Consider the following 21,850-nt stretch of genomic DNA (forward strand, 5'->3'; position numbering starts at 1 on the left):
AGGCGAAATCCTGGAACTGAAGAACACCATCAATGTGATGGTGGACCAGCTTTCGTCGTTTGCGTCAGAAGTGACGCGGGTGGCGCGCGAAGTGGGCACCGAAGGCCGCCTCGGTGGCCAGGCCCACGTGCCGGGCGTGGGCGGCACCTGGAAGGACTTGACGGACAACGTCAACTTCATGGCGTCGAACCTGACAGGACAAGTGCGCAATATCGCGGAAGTGACGACGGCGGTGGCCCGCGGCGACCTGTCGAAAAAGATCACGGTGGATGTGAAGGGCGAAATCCTGGAATTGAAGAATACCATCAACGTGATGGTGGACCAGCTGTCCTCGTTCGCTTCGGAGGTGACGCGGGTGGCGCGCGAAGTGGGTACCGAAGGCAAGCTCGGTGGCCAGGCGCAGGTGAAGGGCGTGGGCGGCACCTGGAAAGACTTGACGGAAAACGTCAACCAGCTGGCGGCCAATCTCACGACCCAGGTGCGGGCGATTGCGGAAGTGGCGACTGCGGTGACGCGCGGCGACTTGTCGCGCTCGATCCAGGTGGAAGCGCGCGGCGAGGTGGCGGACCTGAAGGACAACATCAATGAAATGATCCGCAACCTGAAGGAAACCACGCAAAAGAATGCCCAGCAGGACTGGCTGAAAACCAACCTGGCGCGCTTTACCCGCCTGCTGCAGGGCCAGCGCGACCTGTCGACGGTGACCGCGCTGATCCTGTCGGAACTGGCGCCGCTGGTGTCGGCGCACCACGGCATGTTTTACATGATGGATTCGGCCGGCGAGGAATCGCGGCTGAACATGGTTGCAAGCTATGGCTATCGTCCGCTCAACCAGTTCTCAACCTCGTTCGCGCCGGGTGAAGGCCTGGTCGGGCAGTGCGCGCTGGAAAAGCAGCGCGTCTGGCTGACCGACGTGCCGCGCGATTACATCATGGTGTCCTCCGGCCTGGGCGCGGCACCACCCACCAATATCGTGGTACTGCCCATCCTGTTCGAGCAGCAGGTGAAAGCCGTGATCGAAATCGCTTCGCTCGACCGTTTCACCGAGACCCACCTGTCTTTCCTCGACCAGTTGATGGAATCGATCGGCGTGGTGCTGAACACCATCGAAGCCAACAGCCGTACGGAAAGCCTGCTGACCCAGTCGCAATCTCTTGCGCAGGAACTGCAGCAGACCAACCTGGAGCTGGCGGAAAAGGCGCGCCTGCTGTCGGACCAGAATATCGAAGTCGAGCGCAAGAACCGGGAAGTGGAGCAAGCCAAGCGGGCGCTGGAAGAAAAGGCGACCCAGCTGGCCCTGTCGTCCAAGTACAAGTCGGAATTCCTGGCCAACATGTCGCATGAATTGCGCACGCCGCTCAACAGCTTGCTGATCCTGGCCCAGCAATTGAGCGACAACCCGGAACACAATCTGTCCGAGACGGAGGTGGAATTCGCCAAAACCATCTATTCCTCCGGCAGCGACTTGCTGATGCTCATCAACGACATCCTCGACTTGTCGAAGATCGAGTCCGGCACGGTGACGCTGGAAATCAGCGAGTACCGCTTTGCGAATTTGCGCGACTATGTCGAGCGCACTTTCCGCCACATGGCAGCGGACAAGAATATCGATTTCCGCATCGAACTCGCGGACTCCCTGCCCGAGTCCATGATGACCGATACCCTTCGCCTGCAGCAGATCCTGAAAAACTTGCTGTCGAACGCCTTCAAGTTCACGCCTCAGGGTGAGGTATCGCTTCGCATCGGAGTCGCCGAATCGGGCTGGACACCGGGGCATGCACACCTGAACGAAGCCGATGCGGTACTGGCCTTTGCCGTGACCGATACCGGCGTGGGCATCGCCTCCGACAAGCTGCAACTGATCTTCGAAGCCTTCCAGCAAGCCGACGGCAGCACTGCCCGCAAATATGGCGGCACCGGGCTGGGCCTGTCGATCAGCCGCGAACTGGCGCGCTTGCTCGGCGGCGAGATCCGGGTGGAGAGCGTCATTGGTATCGGCAGCACCTTCACGCTGTACCTGCCATATAACGGCAAGGCATTCATCGACCACGACCTGTCACGGGAATGGGGCCGTCACATGCCGGCGGCCACGGCCAATGTCATTCACCCGGACGAGGACTCGCACGTGAATGCACGGATGCCGCGGCAGGAAGCCGAGGCCGCCGGCGCGGCGCAGGCGGAAGGAGAAGTCAGCCTGGACGACCGGACCCTGGTGGCCACGGGCGATCCCTCGGTGCTGATCATCGAACCGGACAGTCAGCTGGCAGCGGCCTTGCTGGACTATGCACGGGAAAAGAATTTCAAGGGCATTGTCACGCCGAGCGGGGAATCGGCGCTGACCCTGGCGCGCGACTATGCGCCGACGGCCATCCTCCTGGACCTCGATGAACTCGAACCGGATGGCTGGACGGTGCTGGAACGACTGAAGCGCGATCCGGACACCCGCCATATTCCGGTGCATGTGCTTTCGGCTTCGCCGCAGCGCGAGCGTGCATTGCGCCAGGGCGTGCTGTCCTGGCTGCCCAAGCCGATCGATCAGGCAAGCCTGGACGAAGAGTTCAACCGCATCCAGCACTTCCTGAAAGGGGAAGAGCGCAGCCTGCTGGTGGTGGAAAACGATTTGATGCAGCGCGATGCCGTCGTCAAGCTGATTGGCGGCAGCGACGTGAACATCGTCGCGGTGGACAGCGGGCAGGCGGCGCTGGAAGCCCTGGAAGGCAGGCACTTCGATTGCATGGTGCTCGACCCCGAACTGCCCGACATGGAATGCCGCGAACTGCTGGAAAGGATCGCGCGCAATCCGGCCCTGCATGAATTGCCGGTGGTGACCTATGCCGCGCAGTCGACGGCACCGACGGAGGTTCAACGCGAAGGCATGGCCGGGCCGGTCGTGCTCAAGGATGCGCGCTCGCCGGAAAGCCTGCTCGACGAGACGGCGCTGTTCCTGCATCGCGCACCGGCCAGCCTGCCGGAGATGCAGCGCCGCATGCTGGAAGAGATGCGCGCGGCTGAAGGGGCGCTCGAAGGCCGCACCGTGTTGATCGTCGACGATGATCTGCGCAATATCTTTGCGCTGAGCTCGGTGCTGGAGCGGCACGGCATGACCACGCTGTATGCGGAAAACGGCAGGGATGGCATCGAAGTCCTGAAAAACCACCCCGGCATCGAAATCGTCCTGATGGACATCATGATGCCCGAGATGGATGGCTATGACACGATGCGTGCGATCCGGGACATTCCGGAATTCAAGTCACTGCCCATCATCACCCTGACCGCGAAAGCAATGAAGGGCGACCGCGACAAGTGCATCGCGGCGGGAGCCTCGGATTACATCACCAAGCCGGTCGATGTGGCCCGTCTGCTGTCCCTGCTGCGGGTCTGGCTGCATCGATGAGCAGATTGTGACGCAGACTTGCGCCGTGCCAAGGCGGAGTGTCTGTCGCTATGGCATTACTGTTGCCTGGCTTGCCGGAACCAGGCACAGAGGAAACGCCATGGCGGCCGGTGTCCGTTGGGGGCAGGCCATGATCGGTGTTGACACCCGATCAAACTCCGCTAATGTTGTATTGTCAGGGTTTGAAAGTCATGCTCCAACTCATCCGTCCCCAGTCCGCTTTTGAAGCCGAGGTGCGAGAACGGCTGGGCCTGCTGCCGAACTTTTTCCGGCATGGGCCGGAATCAGCCGCCATCGTTCAGCAAATGTGGATGCTGGCCCAGGCAGCCTATCTCGACAACCCGCTTCCCAGCTTATTCAAGGAAAGGTTGCTGACTTATCTCGCGCGCCTTTCCTCGGCTCCCTACTGGCGTGCGCGCCATGCCGGCTTTTTAACGGGACGCGGATTTCCGGCAGGCGATGCCGCGGCCGACCCGCAGACTGTGCAGGAAGCCATTGCCTTGCTGCAGATGCCCCTGGCGTCGCCGGAGCGGATCCAGGCCGCCGCCACGCGCCTGCTCGCGCAACCGGTACCGCTTGCAGCCCTGCCTGCACCGGGAGAGGATGAGGAACTTGCATTGTTTCATGCAGCCGGCGCAATCCTGCTGGCTCCGGACGCAAGCGAATTGCCGCGCAAGGCATTGCATCATGCGCTGGGCAGTGAAAGGGCGGAGTCGCTGCTCGGCCTGATCACCTTTGCCCACGCTGCGCAGATGTGGGCCAGCGTCCATCCGGATATTGCAATCGAAGACGACATGCAGGACGTGTTGCGGCAGCAGCCGGAACTCTCTGCCCTGGTCCATCTTCCGCCGCCGAGTGCAGGCGCGCCCGGAAGCATGCGCTCCGGCGGCCCGGCTCTGCGCAGCGAGCGTGACAGCGAGCAGGACGACTTCCTGATGCTGGTGGGGCATGATTTGCGCAATCCGCTGGCGGCAATGAGCGCGGCAGTGGAAGTCCTGCAGTTAACGGGATCGCCAGACCCGAGGCTGCACAAGGCGAGCAACATCCTGAGTCGCCAGACCGAAGCGATGGGGCACATGCTGGATGAACTGGTGGATCTGGCGCAACTGTCGCGCGGCCAGATTTCTCTCAACAAAGAGTTGCTGGCAATTGATGACGTATTGCGGGAGGCAGTGCGTGGACGCCAGGCATCGCTGCAGGAAGCCGGCATCACGGTAAGGCTGGACTTGCCGCTCACGCATACCTATGTGCTGGCCGACCGCAGCCGGCTCGGCCAGATTTTCAGCAATCTCTTGTCTGGCGCGCAGCGCTTCATGAGAGGACCTGGCCAGATCGTGGTGAACATGAGCACCACGGCCGAGCGGGTCTTGATCAGCCTGGGTGAAGCCGGTTCGGCCAGCCTGCCCGGCCCTCCATCGCGGCTTCCGGCCCAAGGCCAACGGAGGCAGGCGCCGAACCTCGGGCTGGCGATCGCCGTCAGACTTGCCGAGCTGCACGGTGCCTTGCTTGAAATCGGCGCGCCATCACAGGGAGCGGGATTCAAGTTTTCCATGCCCGTGAAGCAGCAGGCAACGCCGCCCGCGGAAACCGATTCCGCAAGCGAGCCTGCGTCCGAGGCCGTCAAGGTGCTCGTGATCGAAGACAACCGCGACCTGGCCAAGCTGTTTTGCGATTTGCTGGAAGTGATGGGGTGTACCACGGAAGTCGCACTCAATGCCCGGGCCGGGCTGGAGCGTGCGCGGAAACGCGCGCCTGACATCGTGTTTTGCGACCTTGCGCTGCCCGGCGAGAAAAACGGCTTCGATTTCGCCCACGACTTGCGCGCCGATCCACAACTGGGACGCATTCCGCTGATCGCCGTCACTGGGCACAGCGGCGACCAAGACCGGCAGCGCGCGCTTGGCGCCGGCTTCGACCGGGTGTTTGCCAAGCCGATCAAATTCGCGGAAATTCAGGAAGTCCTGCATGCCTTCCAGAGGCAGGCGCGCTAGTAGGCATAATACGGGCCGGTCCCGCCGGGCGTGCTCTTGCCCTCGATCGCGGTGAATACGCTCCTGCCAAAGAAAAACGGCAGTCCCCAATCAAATTCCGCAGCAGACGCATTGTAATAGCCGAGGCCATCGAAAACGGCCAGGCCGGGATTGAGGCGCACTAATGCTTCCACATTATCCAGGTGAAAGGCGGTCGCGATCGCCGCACCGTTGCTTCCCTGGTTGAACGCGCCGAGAACCTGCGGCATGGCCGGGCAATACGAGCCGGTACTGCATACCGGGAGTTCCGTGTCCGAAAAAAATATTCCGTTCGAGCCGCTGTCGATAAAGCCTTTGACGCGAGCTACACCCTTGTAAAAGGTGGTGAAGTAGCCGGCGGGATTCACCGCCAGAACGCTTGCCGCACCGAGCGTATTGTTGGCTTGCGTGCCGATGCCGAACACAAGTTCGCCTGTGGCGGACGCAAGCCCGTGGGCAGCGGCGGGAGGCAGCTTGATCACGACGCCATTGTTATCGGCGGGGAAAAACGGGACCGGATGCTGCACCTGCCGCTCCAGCGGCGCGAGCGCCGGCTGGCAACCGGCCGGCGCACAGGCGTAATAAAAGCCCAGACTGGCGGTCTGGGCGCAAGGCAGGCCGCAGTCCTGAATGAACACGCCCACGCCCAGCAAGCCATTGGCGCGCAGGGATTGCACCCCGTCCACCAGCGGCGCAACGCCGGCGCAGTCGGCCGGCACATTCGGAAATTCGGCGCCGCCTATGAGCTGGATCGGTATGGCGCTCGCCTGTTCGCCGGCCAGGCGCACATCCGCCTGCTTGACCGGTCCCCAGGCGACATGGGTCAGGAACTGGGTGCATTCCACCAGTGCGCTGCCGTCGGCCAGCGTTTGCTGGGGCAGCGGCAGGTCGAGGGCCGAGGCAAGAATCCGCAAGCCGGATGAACCGGTATCGACCATGACATGGTCGATAGTACGGCAATCGGTGCGGCTGCCCGGCATGCAGACGGTGACGCTGACGAAAGGCCGGTTGATGCTCGCATTGACCGGTCCGGCATCGATCGTGATGGGAAGCACATTTGCATTCGCGCTGGCCGGAGTCTGAGCGCTCGCGGCGTGCCACGGCAAGAAATTCAAGCAGGACAGCAGGAGGATCAGGAAGGCGCGCATGCTTGCCTCACTGCAGGTCTTCGGCCGCGACGCCTTGGGGCAGCAAGTCGGGCAGGTATGCCTTTCCGGAAAAGGTGCGCATATGGCCGCTCGATTGCAGCACGAAGCCGGGCTGCCGGATCATTGCCTGCCTTTGTCCCGCTGGAACTTCCTGCGCTGCTTCGCTGTATTGATCGAAGTAAGGGCCGAGGAGCTGGTCCAGTTTTGGTTGTGCCGGGCCTTCCCAGGTCACGGCAAACACCTTGCCGTTGGCGCCCGCATATTCCCGGACGACGGTGCCCGAAGGCATGCGCATTTCATGCACGGTGTAATCGCTGCCCGCGCTGGCATCGGTGCGCGTGGCCTGCATGCGCAGGCGGTCAGCCTGGATGGACTGGATATCGCCGCCCAGTTCTGCCCGGGCGGGAAGAGTCATGTATGCGGCAATCAGGGCAATGCTTGCCGGCCAGATTGCAGGCTTCATTGCATTCTCCCGTCAATCCCAGCATAGACTCTTTGACAAGCATGATAGTTCTGCCGGGACGATCGCGAGGGCGATGCGCTATCATGCCGCCCGGATAAGACACCGGCCTGACAACTCATTACCATGTGCCATTTCCGATGCCCGGAGCAGGAAGATGAAGAAAATAATTGACCAGCCTGATTCCCGCGGGGTTTTGCGTGAGCGGCTCGCCATCTTGACGGACAGGATGCAAGCCGATATCGATGCCGGCCGGATTCCCGGTGCGGCCATGCTGATTGCCCGGGAAGGCGACGTCGTGTACGAGCAAGCCGTGGGTGTGCAGGATCCGGCCACCGGCGCGCCGATGACGCTCGATACCATTTTCCGCATTTATTCCATGACCAAGCCGATCGTATCGGTGGCGGTGATGATGCAGGTGGAGCGGGGCCGCCTCTTGCTCAGCGACCCGGTGGCGCAGTATCTGCCGGAACTGGCCAATCTCAAGGTCGGCATCGAAACCGTGGACGCGGACGGCCAGCCGGCACTGGAACTGGTCGAGGCGAGGCAGGCCATCACGGTGCAGGATCTGCTGCGCCATACTTCGGGCTTCACCTACGGAATCTTTGGCGAATCGCTGGTCAAGAAGGCGTACCTGAAGGCCGGCATCGGACATCCGAAAAGCACGAGCGAGGAATTCATCCGTGCCCTGGCCGGAGTGCCGCTCGCCTATCAGCCGGGAAGCACCTGGGAATACGGCGTGTCGACCGATGTGCTCGGCGTGCTGCTGGAAAGACTGTCGGGCAAGCCGCTGGATGCCTTCCTGGAACAGGAGATTTTCCAGCCGCTGGGGATGCGGGAAAGCGGGTTCTGGGTCGAGCCCCGGAACCAGCACCGGATCGCGGAACCGTTCGCGGCCGATCCGGTCACGGGCGCCGCGGTAAAGCTGCGCCAGGCGCAGACCAGGCCCAACTTCCTGTCCGGCGGCGGTGGCATGGTATCGACCATGCGCGACTACCGGCGGTTTGCACAAATGCTGCTGAATGAAGGCGAACTGGACGGCGTGCGCCTGCTGTCGCCCAAGACGCTGCGTTACATGACCAGCGACCACCTTGGCGACCTGCCGCAGGCGAAAGGCGGCGCTGCCTTCCTGCCGGGACCCGGTTATGGCTTCGGGCTGGGATTTGCGGTCCGCACCAGCATGGGCGGCCCGGTCATTCCCGGCACGCCCGGCGATTACACCTGGAGCGGTCTGGCCGGCACTTATTTCTGGGTCGATCCTCAGGAAAGGATGCTGGCGATTTTCATGATGCAGGCGCCGGAGCAGCGGGACCGTTACCGCCAGCTGTTTCGCCACCTGGTGTATGCCGCGCTCAGGTGATGCCGGCGGCTGCGGCCGGGTCGGGGCGCCTCTTTTCCCCGGGGCTGCCACTAAAGAGGTGTATGTCGACTTTAAGCAACACTCTCTGCTCGCGGGAGAGAGGACCTGTAGTACCTTCTACCGGTATTGCCACTTTGATTGCGGATTGGCGTCGGACTACAAACAGATACTTTGACAAGCATGCAAAACCAGAATCAATTCGCAAATGCCGGCCTTTACCGCTTTCCCGAGAAAGCCCGCAAGCTGTTCAAGCCTTTCGAGCGGCGTTTCGTGGGCCGGCTCGACAGCGAACATGAGCAGGCTTTCGTCAGGCTTTGCGTCGGCATCGTCCTTGGTTGTTATTTTTCCTATTTCGCCTACCAGCATCCCGACAGCGGCCAGATGCTGAATACGCTTACCGTAAGCGTCATGGCGGTGTTCATTCTCGCTTCGGCGGCGCTCATCATCCACATTGCCCTCTATCCGGAGATTTCGGTCAGCAGGAGGATGATCGGCGCAGCGCTCGACTCGGGCACGACCACCTATTTCGCCTTTACCCTGCCGGAATTCGCGGCACCCCTGTACAGCCTGTACCTCTGGCTCATTTTCGGCCACGGATTCCGCTTTGGCCGGCGCTACCTGTTCTTTACCCTGGCGCTGTCGCTGGTCGGCTTCGGCGCGGCGGTCGCCTATGTGCCGTATTGGGCCGACAAGACTTTCCTCGGGGTTGGCCTCTGGGTGGGGATGTTGCTCATTTCCTGCTATCTCAGCACGCTGGTCAATCGCCTCATGAAGGCGCTCGAACATGCGGAGGCGGCAAACCTTGCCAAGCGCAGGTTCGTCTCCTCGATCAGTCATGAAATGCGCACGCCGCTGAATGCGGTGATCGGCATGGCCGATCTCCTGCAAAGCACGGACCTGAACAAGGATCAGGAAGAGATGGTGCGCAGCATGGACAGCGCATCCCGGCTGATGCTGTCGCTGATCGAGGATGTGCTGGACTTTTCCAAGATCGAGGCCGGCAAGCTGGTGGTGGAGAACACGCCGTTCAACCTGCATCAGTTGATCCATGAAACCGCCAAGCTGTTCAAGTACCAGGCTGCCGCGAAAAACCTGGCCCTGCAGGTTGACCTCCATCCGGACGTGCCCGAACCGGTAATCGGCGACCCGACCCATCTGCGCCAGGTCCTTTCCAATCTCTTGTCCAACGCCCTGAAGTTCACCGAGAAGGGCAGGGTGGTCCTGCGCACCCGTGCGCTGGGCGTGGATACGAAGGCTGCGCGCCTGCGCTTCGAGATCGAAGACACCGGCATCGGCATTGCTCCGGACGCGCAAGCCCACATCTTTGAAAGCTTCACGCAGGCCGACGCCTCCACCACCCGGCAGTATGGCGGCACCGGCCTGGGCACGACCATATCCAAGCAACTCGCCGAACTGATGGGCGGCCGCCTGGGTTTTTACAGCGAAGCCGGCAAGGGCAGCACTTTCTGGCTCGAGCTGAAGCTCCCGCTCCAGCCTGCAGTTCCGGCTGCCGCGCCTGCACCCGTCATGCACGGTCCGCAAAAGGCCCAGCTGCCACCGCCTCGGCAGAATCAGGACATATCGGTGCAGCGCCAGTACAGGATTCTGGTCGCCGAGGACAATTCCCTGAATCGCAAGGTCATCGAAAAAATGCTGGCGCGTGCAGGACATGTCTGCACACTCGCTACCAACGGGGAAGAGGCGCTCGATTTGCTGACGCAGTCAAGTTTCGATGCAGTGATCCTGGACATGAACATGCCGGAAATGAGCGGACTGGAAGTGATCAAGGCCTACCGCTACATGCACGGTGCCAAGCCGCGCTTTCCGTTCGTGATGCTTTCCGCCGACGTGACGCAGGAATTGCAAACCGAATGCCTGGCTTCAGGCTTCGATGAATTCCTGCCGAAGCCAATCCAGATCGCCCAATTGCTGACCACGATAGACCGACTGGTCGAGCAATACCAGAGCATCTCGAGTCCGGACGAAGGCAGCGGGGGCAGCCCGGCATCCGCAGCGGAGACAGGGATGGCGAAGGAAGACTCCAGCTTGCTCAATTATGAAATCCTGCATGAGCTGGATGAGATCACGAGCGACAATGCCTTTTTGAACGGCCTGATTGATGAATTTGCCACAAGTACGCAAGCGTTGACCGACAAGCTGGAAAGGGCGTTGCACATGCAGCAGATGAGCGACTGCAGGAATATCCTGCATGCGATCAAGGGGTCGGCGCTCGGAATCGGCGCGGTTTCGCTGCAGGCCACCTGCGAGGAATTTGAACGCACGTCCCAGCAGAAACTGCAAAGCGATCCGCAATTCGTGGTGGCTGCAGTGCGCAACAGCTACCGGCTGACGCAGCAGGCCCTTGAGAATTACCGCAGACGCCGGCAGCGGCCGCGCGCGGCGATGAACGCAACCAATTGAAGAAAAAATCAAAACAAGGAAGCTACATGTCATTTTTTATCCGTCTCATCGAGTCCACCGATAACAGCCGCCGCGAATTGGAAGCGCTCCCCAAGGTGCAGGACATGTTGAACAGCAGGATGTCGCGGGAAACCTACCAGGCGTTTTTGATGGATCTCTACCATATCGTGTGGCACTTCTGCCCGATCATGGCGGCGGCGGCAAGCCATTGTCCCGACGAGTTCCGGGATGTGCGCTATCACCTCTACAACAACATCAATGAAGAAAAGGGACATGAATCGCTGGTGCTGAACGACCTGGCAGTGTTCGGCGTCAGTGCGCAACAAGTGGCCGCAGCGCCGCCGACTTATCCGGTACAGGCCATGATTGCCTATAACTACCATGCGGCGGAACGCATCCATCCCTGCGCGGCACTCGGCATGCTGTATGTGCTGGAAATCATTTCATCGGTGTATGGCGGCCAGGTGGCGACATCCATCTCCCGGGGCTTGAACATGGAACTGCCGGACGGCTTTACCTTCCTGGAATCGCATGCGTCGATGGACATGGACCACATGGCGAAGCTGCGGGCGCTGCTGCAGAAGATCACGGATGAAGAGGTGCAGGATATCGTCATCAATGCGATCCACATGAATTTTTATCTCTTCATCAAATTCCTGTCCCAGTAGGAGACGGAATCTTGCTTCCGCGGGGCGCCAGGCATCGATGCAGGCCGACGGCATGCGCGTGCCTCATTCAGCATGGATTTGGGCTAGAGTAGCGGATCCGCGAATGAACCGCGCTGTGACTGCGCCGACCAGACATTACATAACAAGGTTCGAAGTACTGTCCGGCGGCGGGCAAACCCGTACCGGTTCGGCCAGCAATTTCCAATCGCAGCGCAATCCTAGGGAGTATGAAAATGAATGCATTGACAGGGCCGCAGCACCTGAGATTTCCGGTTAGCCCTGAAACTGCAGGGGGCAAGAAATTCAGCCAGATCGATGTCGAATACGATCCGGCCACGCGCTCGGTCTGGACTTTTCTGAAGCCGTCCGGCACGGCCTGCTTCAACCTGGGCATCCTGCAGGATTTGCACAACAACCATGAGTTCTTCAAGAAGAACGGCGGCAAGGCCTGGCATGCCGGCGACCTGTGCCCGGTGGATTATTTCGTCGTTGCTTCCAGGGTCGAGCACATCTTCAATTACGGCGGCGACCTTGCGCTGTTCGTCCTGCTGATCAAGTCGCGCGACCGCGAGGCGCTGCTGCATTACGCCAGGCTGTGCATTGACTGCATCTATGCGCGCATCAGGAATTACGACACCAATGCCCTGACCATTTCACTGGTGCAGGGCGATGCCCTAGGCGGCGGTTTCGAAACGGCATTGACCAGCAACGTGGTCATTGCGGAAGAATCTGCGCGCATGGGCTTTCCTGAAATCCTGTTCAACCTGTTTCCGGGCATGGGCTGCTACAGCCTGCTGGCGCGCCGCCTGGGCCCGAGGAAGACGGAAGAGATGATCTTGAGCGGCAAGATCTACTCCGCCGCCGAGCTGCATGAGATGGGTCTGGTCGACGTCCTGGTGCCGGCGGGGCAGGGGGAACAGGCGGTGTATGACTTCATGCGTCAGAGCGGCAAGCGCCTGAACGGCATGCGCGCCATGTATGAATGCCGGCACCACACCTTCCCGGTCTCGTATGAAGAATTGATGAGCATTACCGAAGTGTGGGTGGATGCGGCGCTGCGCCTGCAGGACAAGGACTTGAAAATGATGGGGCGGCTGGTGCGTTCCCAGATGCGCCAGCAGGAGTTGCGCAAGAACGGCTTGCCGGTGGATCCGGACGGCGACTGCATCGATTGAGCGCGGAACGGCGACGCTTTTTACACTGTCCCGTCCCGCCCGCGCCGCCGTCTGCTGGCTAATGCGGAATGCCCGACTGCCGCCAGAGAATCAGCCTTTCAGTTCAGGCTGCCGAACACCTTGCCGATGATTTTGCTGCCGGTACCGATCGGGTCGCGCCGGATCGCCTTTTCTTCCTCGCCGATCATGTAAAACAGCCCGTCCAGCGCGCGCTGCGTCACATAAGCTTCCACCGTCGCCTGCTGCTCCGGTACCAGGTTCAGTGACGAGACCTGGGCCATGGCGGCGTTGTATCGCGTGGCAAGGCCGGAGCGATCAGTCACGGCCTTCACCAGCGGCAGGAATTTCACGGCCAGCGGAGCGGTGGTCTTTTCCCTGAAAAAATCGGTGACGGAAGTCTCGCCACCCGTAAGAATTCTTTTTGCATCGGCCACCGACATCGATTTCACCGCATCGAGCAGCAAGGGCTTTGCCATCGGAATGGCGGACTCGGCGGCCCGGTTCATCGCCACCTCCAGCTCATCCAGGCGCTTGCCATGTCCCGTGATCTTCAGCAGCGGTTTCGCCCGTTCGAGCATGTCCGGCAGCGTGATGCGTACCTTGTCGTTCTTCAGAAAGCCATCCTCGATACCGAGTTTGGATACGGCCGCAAGCGAGCCCGTTTCCAGCGCCGCCTTCAATCCACTGGCGGCGTCACGGTTCGACAAATCCGACAGGGACAGCGCGAAGGCGCTCGAAGCGATTGCGATGGACAGCAGGAACGATGACAGTTTGAAGACTTTGAAGCCGGACATGAAGTTTCGATGCATGGAACGGACAGGGCGCTTAGTGTAACCGGAACGGGAGGGGGACAGGCATTTGAAACAGACATTTTCAACCGCTAGCCGAATTGACATAAATCAATCAGTTCTCCGCCGGTTTTGAGAACCTTAGCGCTTCACGAACTCGCCATGCCTCCATGCGCCTGCGCTCCCGTCTTCTGATCCTGATTACGATCGTCTTGCTGCCGACGGTGCTGGGCGCGGTATTCGCCATCAGCTACGTCTATCAGGAGCAGCAGAAGGCTTACCGGCGCAGCATTCAGGAACTGGCCCGGGCCATGGCCATTGTGCTCGACAAGGAAATTCGCGAACGCGAATCCCTCCTCAAGTTGCTGGCAGCATCGCCTGCCCTGAAAACTGGCGACCTTGAATCGTTTTATGTCCATGCGACCGCCCTGGCGAGCTCATGGGATACCACCATCATCTTGTCCGACCTCTCCGGCCAGCAATTGCTCAATACCCGGGTACCCCTGGGCACGAAGGATTTGCCGCACTCCAGGCCCTTGATGCCGCTGCGCGAGCGTCTCGGGCCGGAAGCAAGTGTGGTTTCGGACGTGTACTTTGCGCCGATCGGCAAAAGTCACAGTTTCGCCATGCAGATCCCGGTGAAAATAAACGGCGAACTGAAGTACTACCTTGCGATCGGATCATTCACCAGCCATTTGCAGGACGTTTTCAAAGGCCAGCAGATGATGCCGGGCTGGGTGACGGCGATCATCGACCGAAACGGTACTGTCGCCGCACGTTCGCATGAGCCGGAAAAATTCGTCGGGAAGCAGGTAAGTCCGGGATTGCGCAACGCCTTCGCCCAACAGAACGAGGGGTTTTACGAAGGGACTGGTTTGACGGGCATTCCGGTCACCGCGTTCTTCAGCCGTGCTCCCACTGCAGGCTGGGGATTCGTCGTGGCTGTGCCGCGGGCGCAGCTGCAGCAGACCGCCGTTCACGCCATGCTGCTGATGAGCGGCGTATTCATCCTCATGCTCATACTGGCGATCGCCGCCGCCGTGCTGGTCGGACGCAAGATCGCCAAACCCATGGAATCTCTGCGCCGCGCGGCAGGAAGGATGGGGCAAGGGGAAGCCGTCGCCGCGCGCCAGACGGGCATTCTCGAGATCGATTCCGTCAACCTCGAGATGGCGCGCGCGAGCGAGCAGATCCGCAATACCAGGGCCGAACTCGAACATCGGGTCGCCGAAGCGGTGGCGGCCGCCGAGCGTTCGCATCGCGCGCTTTTGCAAGGCCAAAAACTGGAGGCGCTCGGGCGGCTGACCGGCGGTATCGCACATGATTTCAATAATGTCCTGCAAACCCTGACGACCGGTCTGCAGGTGGTTCTTATGCGCTCCCAAGAACCTGGCGTCAGGAAGGCAATCGAGTCGTGCCAGCGCGCGGTGCAGCGTGCGGCGGAGCTGGTGAGGCAGCTCATGGCTTTTGGCAGGGTGCAGGAAGCCCACTTGTCGACCATCGACCTCGGCAGGCAAATCGAGGAAATCCTCCCGATGCTGAAAAGCGGCCTGCGCAGCGATATCGACTTGCAGGTCGAGGTGGAAGCCGGCTTGTGGCCAGTGACGATCGATGCTCTGCTATTCGAGCTTGCCATGCTGAACCTGACGATCAATGCACGGGATGCCATGGCCTCGGGCGGCATGCTGAGGATAGCCATGTGCAATCGAGCGCTGGATCAGCTCCCCGACAACCTCCCGCCGGGAGATTATGTGCAGATTGCCGTCGCCGATACCGGGGCAGGCATGGAGGAGGAAGTGCTTGGGCGCGCCCTGGAGCCCTATTTCACGACCAAGAAGCTTGGTCACGGCTCCGGCATGGGCTTGTCGCAGGTATATGGATTTGTGAAGCAGGCCGGAGGCGCCCTCTCGATCGACAGCGATCCGGGCAAGGGGACCGTCGTTACGCTCTATCTGCCGAGGGCAGCAGCCTGCGTGGCAACCGCTCCTTCCAGCCAGGCAAGGCTGGTGCCCGGACCTGTGAGCGGAAAGGTATTGCTGGTCGAGGACGATCCGCTGGTGTCGGTTGTCGTCCGCCCCGCCCTTGAAGCAGCAGGACTTGATGTGCGGGTGGCAATGAATGGCGACGAAGCATTGGCCATCCTGGCCGGGAATGAAAGCTTCGACGTCGTGTTTTCCGATGTCGTGATGCCGGGTATGACGAGTGGCATCGAGCTTGCACACCTTATCCGGGAGCAGCATCCGGACACCGCCATCGTCCTGGCAACCGGTTATTCCGAACAGCGCATCAGCCTTCCGCATGTAAGAGTTCTCGCCAAGCCGTATGAAACGGCAGACGTGGTGCAGGTGCTGCGCGGCGAACTGACCAGGAAGAGGGAACATGCCGCGGCTAGGCACGGCCTTTAGATTAATCGGCCTGCGGGCCGGCTTCCACGCCTCTGTCCTCGGACTCCAATCGCATTTCCCTCAGGGGAACGAGCCAGGCATCCAGCCTTGCGAACGCGAACATATCCACGCGGGCAGGGTCTAAACGGCGGCCTGAATTTCTTGCCGTATCTCTCTTCCGGAGCTTTGGATGTTCGATGTGGTCGTCATCGGCGGCGGACTCGCCGGGCTTGCCTGCGGGGTAGCACTTGCGGACAGCGGTGTGCGCGTCGCCGTGATCGAGCGCGACGGGCGTCTTGGCGGGCGTGCGGGCAGCTGGGCGCACAGCGGGACCGGCGACATGGTCGATGTCGGGCCGCATGTGGTGCATACCGAGTATCGCGACATGCTGGCACTGTTGGAGCGCCTGGGCACGCGCGACCTCATTACCTGGCACATGGACAAGGTGCTGACGATCGCGAGCAAGCCGCGGCCCGTCGTGTTGCGGCACTGGCCCCTGCCGCCACCCTTCAGCCTCTTCCCCAGTCTGCTCGGCGCGCCGGGCCTGACGATTCGCGACTGTCTTTCCATGAGAGCGACGACCTGGAAAACCATGCAGTTCGGCGAGGAACAGGTGCCAGCGCTCGATCGCATGAGCGCGCTCGACTTCCTGCGCGCGCAAGGCGTGAGCCAGCCGATGATCGACTGGTGGTGGAAATTTGCTGCAATGGTGGTCACGAATGTGCCGCTTGAACACTGCTCGGCAGCGGCGCTCATGCGCATTCATGCTCAGCTGAGCGGCCATCGCCGCCTGCATTTCGGTTTCGCGGCGGTCGGTCTGGCGGAGCTTTTTGCACAGCAGGCTTCGCAGGCTATCGAAGCCGCAGGCGGCCGCGTCCTGACGGGCAGGGAAGTGCGTGCCTTCATCGGAAGCGACAGGGTGGAGGGCGTGGTCCTGGACGAGGGCACCCGGCTGCAGGCCGCGCATTGCGTCAGCGCCGTGCCGCCGCAAGAACTTGCGCCATTGGTGCCGGATGCATGGAAGAGCCGGCAGCCGTTCGATGCGCTGGCCGCCTTCGAGCCCAGCCCCTATGTCTCCTGCTATCTCTGGTTCGATCGCCAAGTCCTGAACGAGCGCTTCTTTGCGCACCTGTGGTCGCCGACGCGCCTCAACTACGATTTTTACGATCTCTCCAGGATTCGCCGCGGCTGGGCCGACAGGCCATCGGTCATCGCCAGCAATATCATCTACAGCCACCGGGCGCATGGCATGAGCGACGAAGATATCGTGCAGGCGACGGTGCGCGAGCTTGCCGAATTCGCGCCGGAAGCGGCCAATGCACAGGTGCTGCATGCCGACGTGCACCACATTCCGATGGCCATTCCCTGTCCGACGCCGGGCACCGAGCGCAAGCGGCCACATACGCGCACGCCCATCCCCGGCCTGGTGCTTGCAGGCGATTGGGTGCAGACCCATCTGCCCTGCTCGATGGAGAGTGCGGTGCGATCAGGCTGGCTGGCCGCGGAACAGGTGCTCGCCGAGCGCGGCTCGCCGCGGCAAATCGCACTGCCCCAGCGACCGTATGACGGGCTTGCCGGGCTGGTGCGCCGGGCAACCTGCTGGTATCGCGGGCGCACGGCAGCGGGCAAGACTGACCCCTAATCGGCAAGGGCGCAGAGGCGCGATGGCCGGCATGGCATGTTCGTTCAAAGGGAAGGCCGGGATCGGATGCCGCCGGCCGCCTGCGGGAAGATGGCATAGAATCGGGCCACCGGCTTGCGGGCCGGCAGGAGGATGGAGCGGAGCATCGTCATGAAAAGTTATCGCAAGGAACTCTGGTTCAACATACCCACGCGCCGCGCCTTCATCAATATCACGCAGCAAGTCGAGGCAGCGCTGGAAGAGAGCGGCATCCGGGAAGGGCTGGTGCTCGTCAATGCCATGCATATTTCGGCGTCGGTGTTCATCAATGATGACGAACCGGGACTCCACCATGACTATGAAGTCTGGCTGGAAAAGCTGGCGCCGCATGAACCCGTTGACCAGTACCGCCACAACGATACCGGCGAAGATAATGCCGATGCCCACATCAAGCGCCAGGTCATGGGACGCGAAGTGGTGGTCGCAGTCACTGAGGGCCGGCTCGATTTCGGGCCATGGGAGCAGATCTTCTATGGCGAATTCGATGGCATGCGCAGAAAGCGCGTGCTCATCAAGATCATCGGTGAATGAGGGGATGTTCCTCCGCGCCGGACAAGGAAAGAAGTGTTGTCATGTCCTATCGTCTTCCGGTCGAACTATCCAAATGCTATCGCCTGCTCAATCACGGACCGACCGTCCTGGTCAGCAGCGCGCATGGAACGACTGTCAATGTGATGGCGGCGGCGTGGTCGATGCCGCTCGATTTTTCGCCGCCCAAGGTGGCGGTCGTGATCGACCGCAATACGCTGACGCGGCAACTGGTTGAAGGCTCGGGCGAGTTTGCCCTGAACATTCCTTCGCGGGAAATGGCAAAGGCAACGCTGGCGGCAGGCTCGGTCTCCGGTCGCGAATTGGACAAGTTCCGCGCGCATGGATTGCAAACCTTTGCCGCCGACAAGATCGGCGCACCCTTGCTCGATGGCTGTCTTGGCTGGCTGGAATGCCGGGTCCTTCCCGAGCCGCAGATCCAGGACCGTTACGACCTGTTCCTCGGCGAGGTTGTCGCGGCCTGGGCCGATCCGCGCGCATTCAGGGATGGGCACTGGCTGTTCGAGGAAGGCCAGCCGCGCAGCATCCACTATATTGCAGGGGGCAATTTCTTCGAGACGGGAACCGAGTTCGAAATCGAGAAATAGCGGCAAGGATTCCGGGCTCTCCCTTCCTGGCCGTAACCATGCCGGACTCAGTCCGTGCGCCACGCCTGCTGCCGCATATCCTCTTCCGTCTTGCCGATCCGCTCGTACTCTGAAATGACCTGGGCGCCGAACAGCAGCAGGGTGGCTGCGATTTCGAGGCTCAGGAGGACGGCGATCGCCGTCGTCAGCGATCCATAGACCACCGTGACTTGCGACAGCGTGGCGAAGTACCAGACCAGCACGTGGCGGGTCAGCTCCCACAGGAGCGCGGCAGTCACGCCGCCGAGCAGGGCATGGCGCAGTGACAGCCGCCCGACCGGCATGACAAGATAGATCGAGGTGAGGACGAAGATTTCTCCTCCAAGGCCAAGCAGGTAAAGCAGCAGGCCGGACACGCCGCCCAGCGACCAGGTATAGCCGAGGAAGTCGACGCTTTCCTGGCCCATGGCTTGCAAAATGCCTGCCACCAGCGTGACGATCAGGATGCCGATGCCGAGGAACAGGATGTAGCAGTAGGGGAGCAAGGCCGACACGAGGAAGTGGCGCCGCCGGATCGCGACCCGGTGGATGAAGATCACCGACATGGCATTTTCCAGCACGGTGAATGCGAGCGAACTGAAAAAGATCATCGTCGCCAGCAGCACCCATCCCATCACATCCCGGTGTTCGAGGAAATTCGCCAGCTCGGCAATGATCGGTTTCGATTGTCCCGGAATCAGCCACTCCAGATAGCGGCCCAGGGTTTGCAGCAATTCCCCCTGGTCGATCAGGTGCGAGAGTGCAATCACGATCAGGATGAGCAGGGGCACGATGGACAGCAGGGCGTAATAGGCGACCGCGCCCGCGAGCAGCAGTCCCTGGTTGGCGCGGAACGCCTTGAGCGTGCGCACCGCGAAGCTGCCGGGGCGCTGCAGTACCTGCTGCGCCTGGGGGCCGATGTTCATGAGTGAAGGCTTGCCTTTCATGCGATGCCCTTGTTCCTGCCATGTCCGCCATGCGGAAGGCAGCATGCCGCGGATGGCTATTTTTACAGGAAAACCCTGCGCTCTTGTTGATCCACAAAGAGATCCGCGCGCATCTCTTGAAGAACCCGCAAGCTTTACGCCGATGCCTTTAGCCTTCCTGCAAGCTTCTGCAGAAAATGATTGATTCGCGGAACCGGTCCGTGCATCGACAGTCGTATGCCCCTGTGCCTCAGGCAATTTTGCTTACCCGCAAAAATGGCTTGTTCACTTATCACCTCGTAAAAGGAACGAAATAGTGAAAAAAACACTTGCGGCTTTCGGTGTATTGACAGGATTGATGACAGCAGGTGCTGCAGCGCATGCGGGCGTCTTTGGCGAAATTGGCACGACCGGCGCTGGCGCGCATGTCGACATACCCTTGCGGCCCGACCTCAGTGCGCGTGTCGGCATGGGCCAGCTCAGCTATTCCTACAAGGGTGGCGCCCGCGACCTGGACTTCGATTTCAGGCTGCATGGGAAGACCTACGATGTCCTGCTCGACTGGTATCCCTCGAAGGACAGCTCCTTTCATCTGACCACCGGGCTCGCCTACAACGGCAACACCATCAGCGGACGCGCGCGCTCGAACGCTGCCGGCGGCTATACCATACAAGGCAATACCTATCAGGCCGGCAGCGTCGGCAGTATCGACAGCAGAATGGATTTCAACAAGATCGCACCCTATCTCGGCATCGGCTGGGGACGCCCTTCGGAAACGGACAAGGGCTGGAGATTTTCCACGGATGTCGGCGTGCTGTTCCAGGGAAGGCCGAAAACCAGCCTGACTTCCTCGGGGTGCAGTGCCGGTACGGTGGCCTGCAACCAGCTTGCCGCAGACCTTGCCAGGGAAAACGGTGCGCTCGGGCATGAGGCAGGCAAGCTCAAGCTGTATCCGGTGCTGCGCATCGGCATCAGCTACAAATTCTGATCTTTGTCGTCAGACCAAACCGAACCAGCCGAGCAGGGCACCGGCACCGAGCAGCCACAACAGGTGGATCCTGACGCGCCAGACGATGATGGCTGTAACCGCCGTCAGCAGCCACAGACGCCAGTCCTCGGCCGGACGATTGTGCGCGCTGGCCAGGATCCAGCCGGTGGCAATCACGAGCGCGACAACGATCGGCGCCATGCCCAGCTTGAATGCCCGCACGCCGCGCAATTCGCGGTTCTTGTGTCCCCAGCGCGCAGCCAGGTAAGTCAGCGTCGTACTCGGCAGCAGGATGCCGACCATGGTGATCAGCATGCCGAGCAGCCCGATCCACATGCTGCCGGCATTGTTGCCGACGTTCCAGCCCATCAGTGCGACGAACAGGATATTGGGCCCGGGAGCGGCCTGGGCGATCGCGATCGAAGCATTGAATTGCGGATCGGTCAGCCAGCGCTGCTGGTCCACCAGGTAGCGATGCATTTCCGGCGCGGTGGTGATGCCGCCGCCGACGGACAGGAGCGACAGCAGCATGTATTTGGCGAACAGGTGCAGCCAGTCGCTCCATTGCAGGGACAGGTGAAGAGATTCGTTCATGGCTTGAGCTTCCGGTAGGCCAGGATGCAGGCGATGATGCCGAGGCCGAACAGCACGTAAGCCAGCTGCCAGCGCAGCAGCGCCACCATCACGAAGCAGGCGAGTCCGAGCGCGGCGCAGACGGGAATGCCGAGCGGATTCTTTTTCAGCGCGGTGGACAGCTTCAACCCGGAAGCGATGATCAGTCCGGCAGCGACTGCGCCCAGTCCGCGCAGGGCGCCGGCGACGCCTGCATTGTCGGCGAAATGCACATAGGCCAGCGCCAGCAGCATCACCACTACCAGCGGCAGCGCCAGCATGCCAATTAGTGCGACCATGGCGCCGCGCAAACCGAAATAGCGATCGCCGATCATCAGTGACAGATTGACGACATTCGGTCCCGGCATGAGCTGCGCGACTGCCCAGTCTTCAATGAATTCTTCCCGCGTCATCCAGCGTTTTTTTTCCACCAGTTCATGCTGCACGATTGCCATGACGCCGCCAAAGCCTTGCAGCGCGAGCAGGGTGAAGGAGACAAACAGGTCGGTGAGGGAGCGGGGTCGCGGCCGGTCTTCGGTCGGCATGGCATTCATACGGAGGAACTCGTCTTCGGAAATCTGGAACAGCCAGCCCGGCAGGGCAGCGACCGGTCATGGCAAAGGCATTACTATACCTATCCTCATGGCAAGAAGCGATCCTGTTTACGATCGCTTACGCGCGC

The 21,850-nt window shown here is 61.2% G+C and carries 18 protein-coding genes; 12 read left to right on the forward strand and 6 right to left on the reverse strand.

Annotation, left to right across the window (positions count from 1 at the left end):
• Both HGHM_RS21590 and HGHM_RS16065 read left to right on the forward strand, forming a co-directional pair.
• Window positions 1-3,394, forward strand: a 3,394-nt coding sequence (locus HGHM_RS21590) for a response regulator (protein WP_034349274.1), incomplete at its 5' end; no start/stop codon positions are given.
• A 191-nt stretch (window positions 3,395-3,585) separates the two neighbouring features.
• Window positions 3,586-5,385, forward strand: coding sequence for a hybrid sensor histidine kinase/response regulator (locus HGHM_RS16065; protein WP_019142573.1), 1,800 nt, complete (start codon window positions 3,586-3,588; stop codon window positions 5,383-5,385).
• Here the strand turns inward: HGHM_RS16065 and HGHM_RS16070 are convergent.
• Complete coding sequence (locus HGHM_RS16070; RefSeq protein ID WP_051155343.1) at window positions 5,382-6,551, reverse strand: DUF3443 domain-containing protein; 1,170 nt, start codon at window positions 6,549-6,551, stop codon at window positions 5,382-5,384. The two genes, HGHM_RS16065 and HGHM_RS16070, sit on opposite strands and share 4 nt — an antisense overlap.
• Window positions 6,552-6,558: 7 nt before the next feature.
• Window positions 6,559-7,014 carry a DUF2844 domain-containing protein gene (locus tag HGHM_RS16075; RefSeq protein ID WP_019142578.1) on the reverse strand — a complete coding sequence of 152 codons (456 nt, stop codon included), beginning with the start codon at window positions 7,012-7,014 and terminating at the stop codon, window positions 6,559-6,561.
• 154 nt (window positions 7,015-7,168) lie between these two features.
• Here HGHM_RS16075 and HGHM_RS16080 point away from each other — a divergent pair, with 154 nt between their 5' ends.
• From HGHM_RS16080 to HGHM_RS16095, 4 genes are all read left to right on the forward strand, one after another.
• Window positions 7,169-8,371, forward strand: a complete 1,203-nt coding sequence (locus tag HGHM_RS16080; RefSeq protein ID WP_081583593.1) for a serine hydrolase domain-containing protein — start codon at window positions 7,169-7,171, stop codon at window positions 8,369-8,371.
• Between the two features lie 180 nt (window positions 8,372-8,551).
• Complete coding sequence (locus tag HGHM_RS21595) at window positions 8,552-10,792, forward strand: ATP-binding protein (RefSeq protein ID WP_019142580.1); 2,241 nt, start codon at window positions 8,552-8,554, stop codon at window positions 10,790-10,792.
• A 26-nt stretch (window positions 10,793-10,818) separates the two neighbouring features.
• Window positions 10,819-11,460 carry a TenA family transcriptional regulator gene (locus HGHM_RS16090; protein ID WP_019142581.1) on the forward strand — a complete coding sequence of 214 codons (642 nt, stop codon included), beginning with the start codon at window positions 10,819-10,821 and terminating at the stop codon, window positions 11,458-11,460.
• 233 nt (window positions 11,461-11,693) lie between these two features.
• On the forward strand, window positions 11,694-12,635 hold the full coding sequence (locus HGHM_RS16095; RefSeq protein ID WP_019142582.1) for a crotonase/enoyl-CoA hydratase family protein: 942 nt from the start codon (window positions 11,694-11,696) through the stop codon (window positions 12,633-12,635).
• A gap of 98 nt (window positions 12,636-12,733) precedes the next feature.
• On the opposite strand, the gene HGHM_RS16100 is transcribed toward HGHM_RS16095, so the two are convergent.
• Window positions 12,734-13,429, reverse strand: coding sequence for a DUF4197 domain-containing protein (locus tag HGHM_RS16100; RefSeq protein WP_019142583.1), 696 nt, complete (start codon window positions 13,427-13,429; stop codon window positions 12,734-12,736).
• Window positions 13,430-13,593: 164 nt separating this feature from the next.
• Here HGHM_RS16100 and HGHM_RS22385 point away from each other — a divergent pair, with 164 nt between their 5' ends.
• From HGHM_RS22385 to HGHM_RS16130, 4 genes are all read left to right on the forward strand, one after another.
• The gene (locus tag HGHM_RS22385; RefSeq protein ID WP_019142584.1) at window positions 13,594-15,828 is read left to right on the forward strand and encodes a hybrid sensor histidine kinase/response regulator; all 2,235 of its coding nucleotides are present in this window, start codon (window positions 13,594-13,596) and stop codon (window positions 15,826-15,828) included.
• Window positions 15,829-15,997: 169 nt separating this feature from the next.
• Window positions 15,998-17,449: a hydroxysqualene dehydroxylase gene (locus HGHM_RS21605; RefSeq protein WP_019142586.1), complete on the forward strand. Its 1,452-nt coding sequence runs from the start codon at window positions 15,998-16,000 to the stop codon at window positions 17,447-17,449.
• A 150-nt stretch (window positions 17,450-17,599) separates the two neighbouring features.
• Window positions 17,600-18,019 (forward strand): secondary thiamine-phosphate synthase enzyme YjbQ, encoded by a 420-nt coding sequence (locus tag HGHM_RS16125; RefSeq protein ID WP_019142588.1) that lies wholly within the window; start codon window positions 17,600-17,602, stop codon window positions 18,017-18,019.
• A gap of 41 nt (window positions 18,020-18,060) precedes the next feature.
• Window positions 18,061-18,624, forward strand: coding sequence for a flavin reductase family protein (locus tag HGHM_RS16130; protein ID WP_019142589.1), 564 nt, complete (start codon window positions 18,061-18,063; stop codon window positions 18,622-18,624).
• Between the two features lie 47 nt (window positions 18,625-18,671).
• Here HGHM_RS16130 and HGHM_RS16135 read toward each other — a convergent pair whose 3' ends face one another.
• Entirely contained in the window at window positions 18,672-19,589 is a 918-nt protein-coding gene (locus tag HGHM_RS16135; RefSeq protein ID WP_051155353.1) for a YihY/virulence factor BrkB family protein, read from the reverse strand.
• Between HGHM_RS16135 and HGHM_RS23245 the strand changes: the two genes are divergently transcribed.
• Complete coding sequence (locus HGHM_RS23245) at window positions 19,567-19,773, forward strand: hypothetical protein (RefSeq protein ID WP_148415699.1); 207 nt, start codon at window positions 19,567-19,569, stop codon at window positions 19,771-19,773. The two genes, HGHM_RS16135 and HGHM_RS23245, sit on opposite strands and share 23 nt — an antisense overlap.
• 111 nt (window positions 19,774-19,884) lie before the next feature.
• Window positions 19,885-20,556 (forward strand): hypothetical protein, encoded by a 672-nt coding sequence (locus HGHM_RS16140; RefSeq protein ID WP_148415701.1) that lies wholly within the window; start codon window positions 19,885-19,887, stop codon window positions 20,554-20,556.
• 9 nt (window positions 20,557-20,565) lie between these two features.
• Here HGHM_RS16140 and HGHM_RS16145 read toward each other — a convergent pair whose 3' ends face one another.
• Window positions 20,566-21,150, reverse strand: a complete 585-nt coding sequence (locus HGHM_RS16145; protein WP_019142592.1) for a chromate transporter — start codon at window positions 21,148-21,150, stop codon at window positions 20,566-20,568.
• Window positions 21,147-21,722, reverse strand: coding sequence for a chromate transporter (locus HGHM_RS16150; protein WP_026076105.1), 576 nt, complete (start codon window positions 21,720-21,722; stop codon window positions 21,147-21,149). The genes HGHM_RS16145 and HGHM_RS16150 overlap by 4 nt, the downstream gene beginning before the upstream one ends.
• Between the last annotated feature and the right edge of the window lie 128 nt (window positions 21,723-21,850).

Origin of the sequence: Noviherbaspirillum massiliense JC206 (assembly GCF_000312045.1) — a bacterium.
Taxonomy (GTDB): Bacteria; Pseudomonadota; Gammaproteobacteria; order Burkholderiales; family Burkholderiaceae_D; genus Noviherbaspirillum; species Noviherbaspirillum massiliense.

Excerpts from the sequence above, each read along its gene's own strand:
- HGHM_RS16065 (WP_019142573.1), top strand. The coding sequence starts at position 3,586 with ATGCTCCAACTCATCCGTCCCCAGTCCGCTTTTGAAGCCGAGGTGCGA.
- HGHM_RS16070 (WP_051155343.1), bottom strand. The coding sequence starts at position 6,551 with ATGCGCGCCTTCCTGATCCTCCTGCTGTCCTGCTTGAATTTCTTGCCG.
- HGHM_RS16075 (WP_019142578.1), bottom strand. The coding sequence starts at position 7,014 with ATGAAGCCTGCAATCTGGCCGGCAAGCATTGCCCTGATTGCCGCATAC.
- HGHM_RS16080 (WP_081583593.1), top strand. The coding sequence starts at position 7,169 with ATGAAGAAAATAATTGACCAGCCTGATTCCCGCGGGGTTTTGCGTGAG.
- HGHM_RS21595 (WP_019142580.1), top strand. The coding sequence starts at position 8,552 with ATGCAAAACCAGAATCAATTCGCAAATGCCGGCCTTTACCGCTTTCCC.
- HGHM_RS16090 (WP_019142581.1), top strand. The coding sequence starts at position 10,819 with ATGTCATTTTTTATCCGTCTCATCGAGTCCACCGATAACAGCCGCCGC.
- HGHM_RS16095 (WP_019142582.1), top strand. The coding sequence starts at position 11,694 with ATGAATGCATTGACAGGGCCGCAGCACCTGAGATTTCCGGTTAGCCCT.
- HGHM_RS16100 (WP_019142583.1), bottom strand. The coding sequence starts at position 13,429 with ATGTCCGGCTTCAAAGTCTTCAAACTGTCATCGTTCCTGCTGTCCATC.
- HGHM_RS22385 (WP_019142584.1), top strand. The coding sequence starts at position 13,594 with ATGCGCCTGCGCTCCCGTCTTCTGATCCTGATTACGATCGTCTTGCTG.
- HGHM_RS21605 (WP_019142586.1), top strand. The coding sequence starts at position 15,998 with ATGTTCGATGTGGTCGTCATCGGCGGCGGACTCGCCGGGCTTGCCTGC.
- HGHM_RS16125 (WP_019142588.1), top strand. The coding sequence starts at position 17,600 with ATGAAAAGTTATCGCAAGGAACTCTGGTTCAACATACCCACGCGCCGC.
- HGHM_RS16130 (WP_019142589.1), top strand. The coding sequence starts at position 18,061 with ATGTCCTATCGTCTTCCGGTCGAACTATCCAAATGCTATCGCCTGCTC.
- HGHM_RS23245 (WP_148415699.1), top strand. The coding sequence starts at position 19,567 with ATGAGTGAAGGCTTGCCTTTCATGCGATGCCCTTGTTCCTGCCATGTC.
- HGHM_RS16135 (WP_051155353.1), bottom strand. The coding sequence starts at position 19,589 with ATGAAAGGCAAGCCTTCACTCATGAACATCGGCCCCCAGGCGCAGCAG.
- HGHM_RS16145 (WP_019142592.1), bottom strand. The coding sequence starts at position 21,150 with ATGAACGAATCTCTTCACCTGTCCCTGCAATGGAGCGACTGGCTGCAC.
- HGHM_RS16150 (WP_026076105.1), bottom strand. The coding sequence starts at position 21,722 with ATGAATGCCATGCCGACCGAAGACCGGCCGCGACCCCGCTCCCTCACC.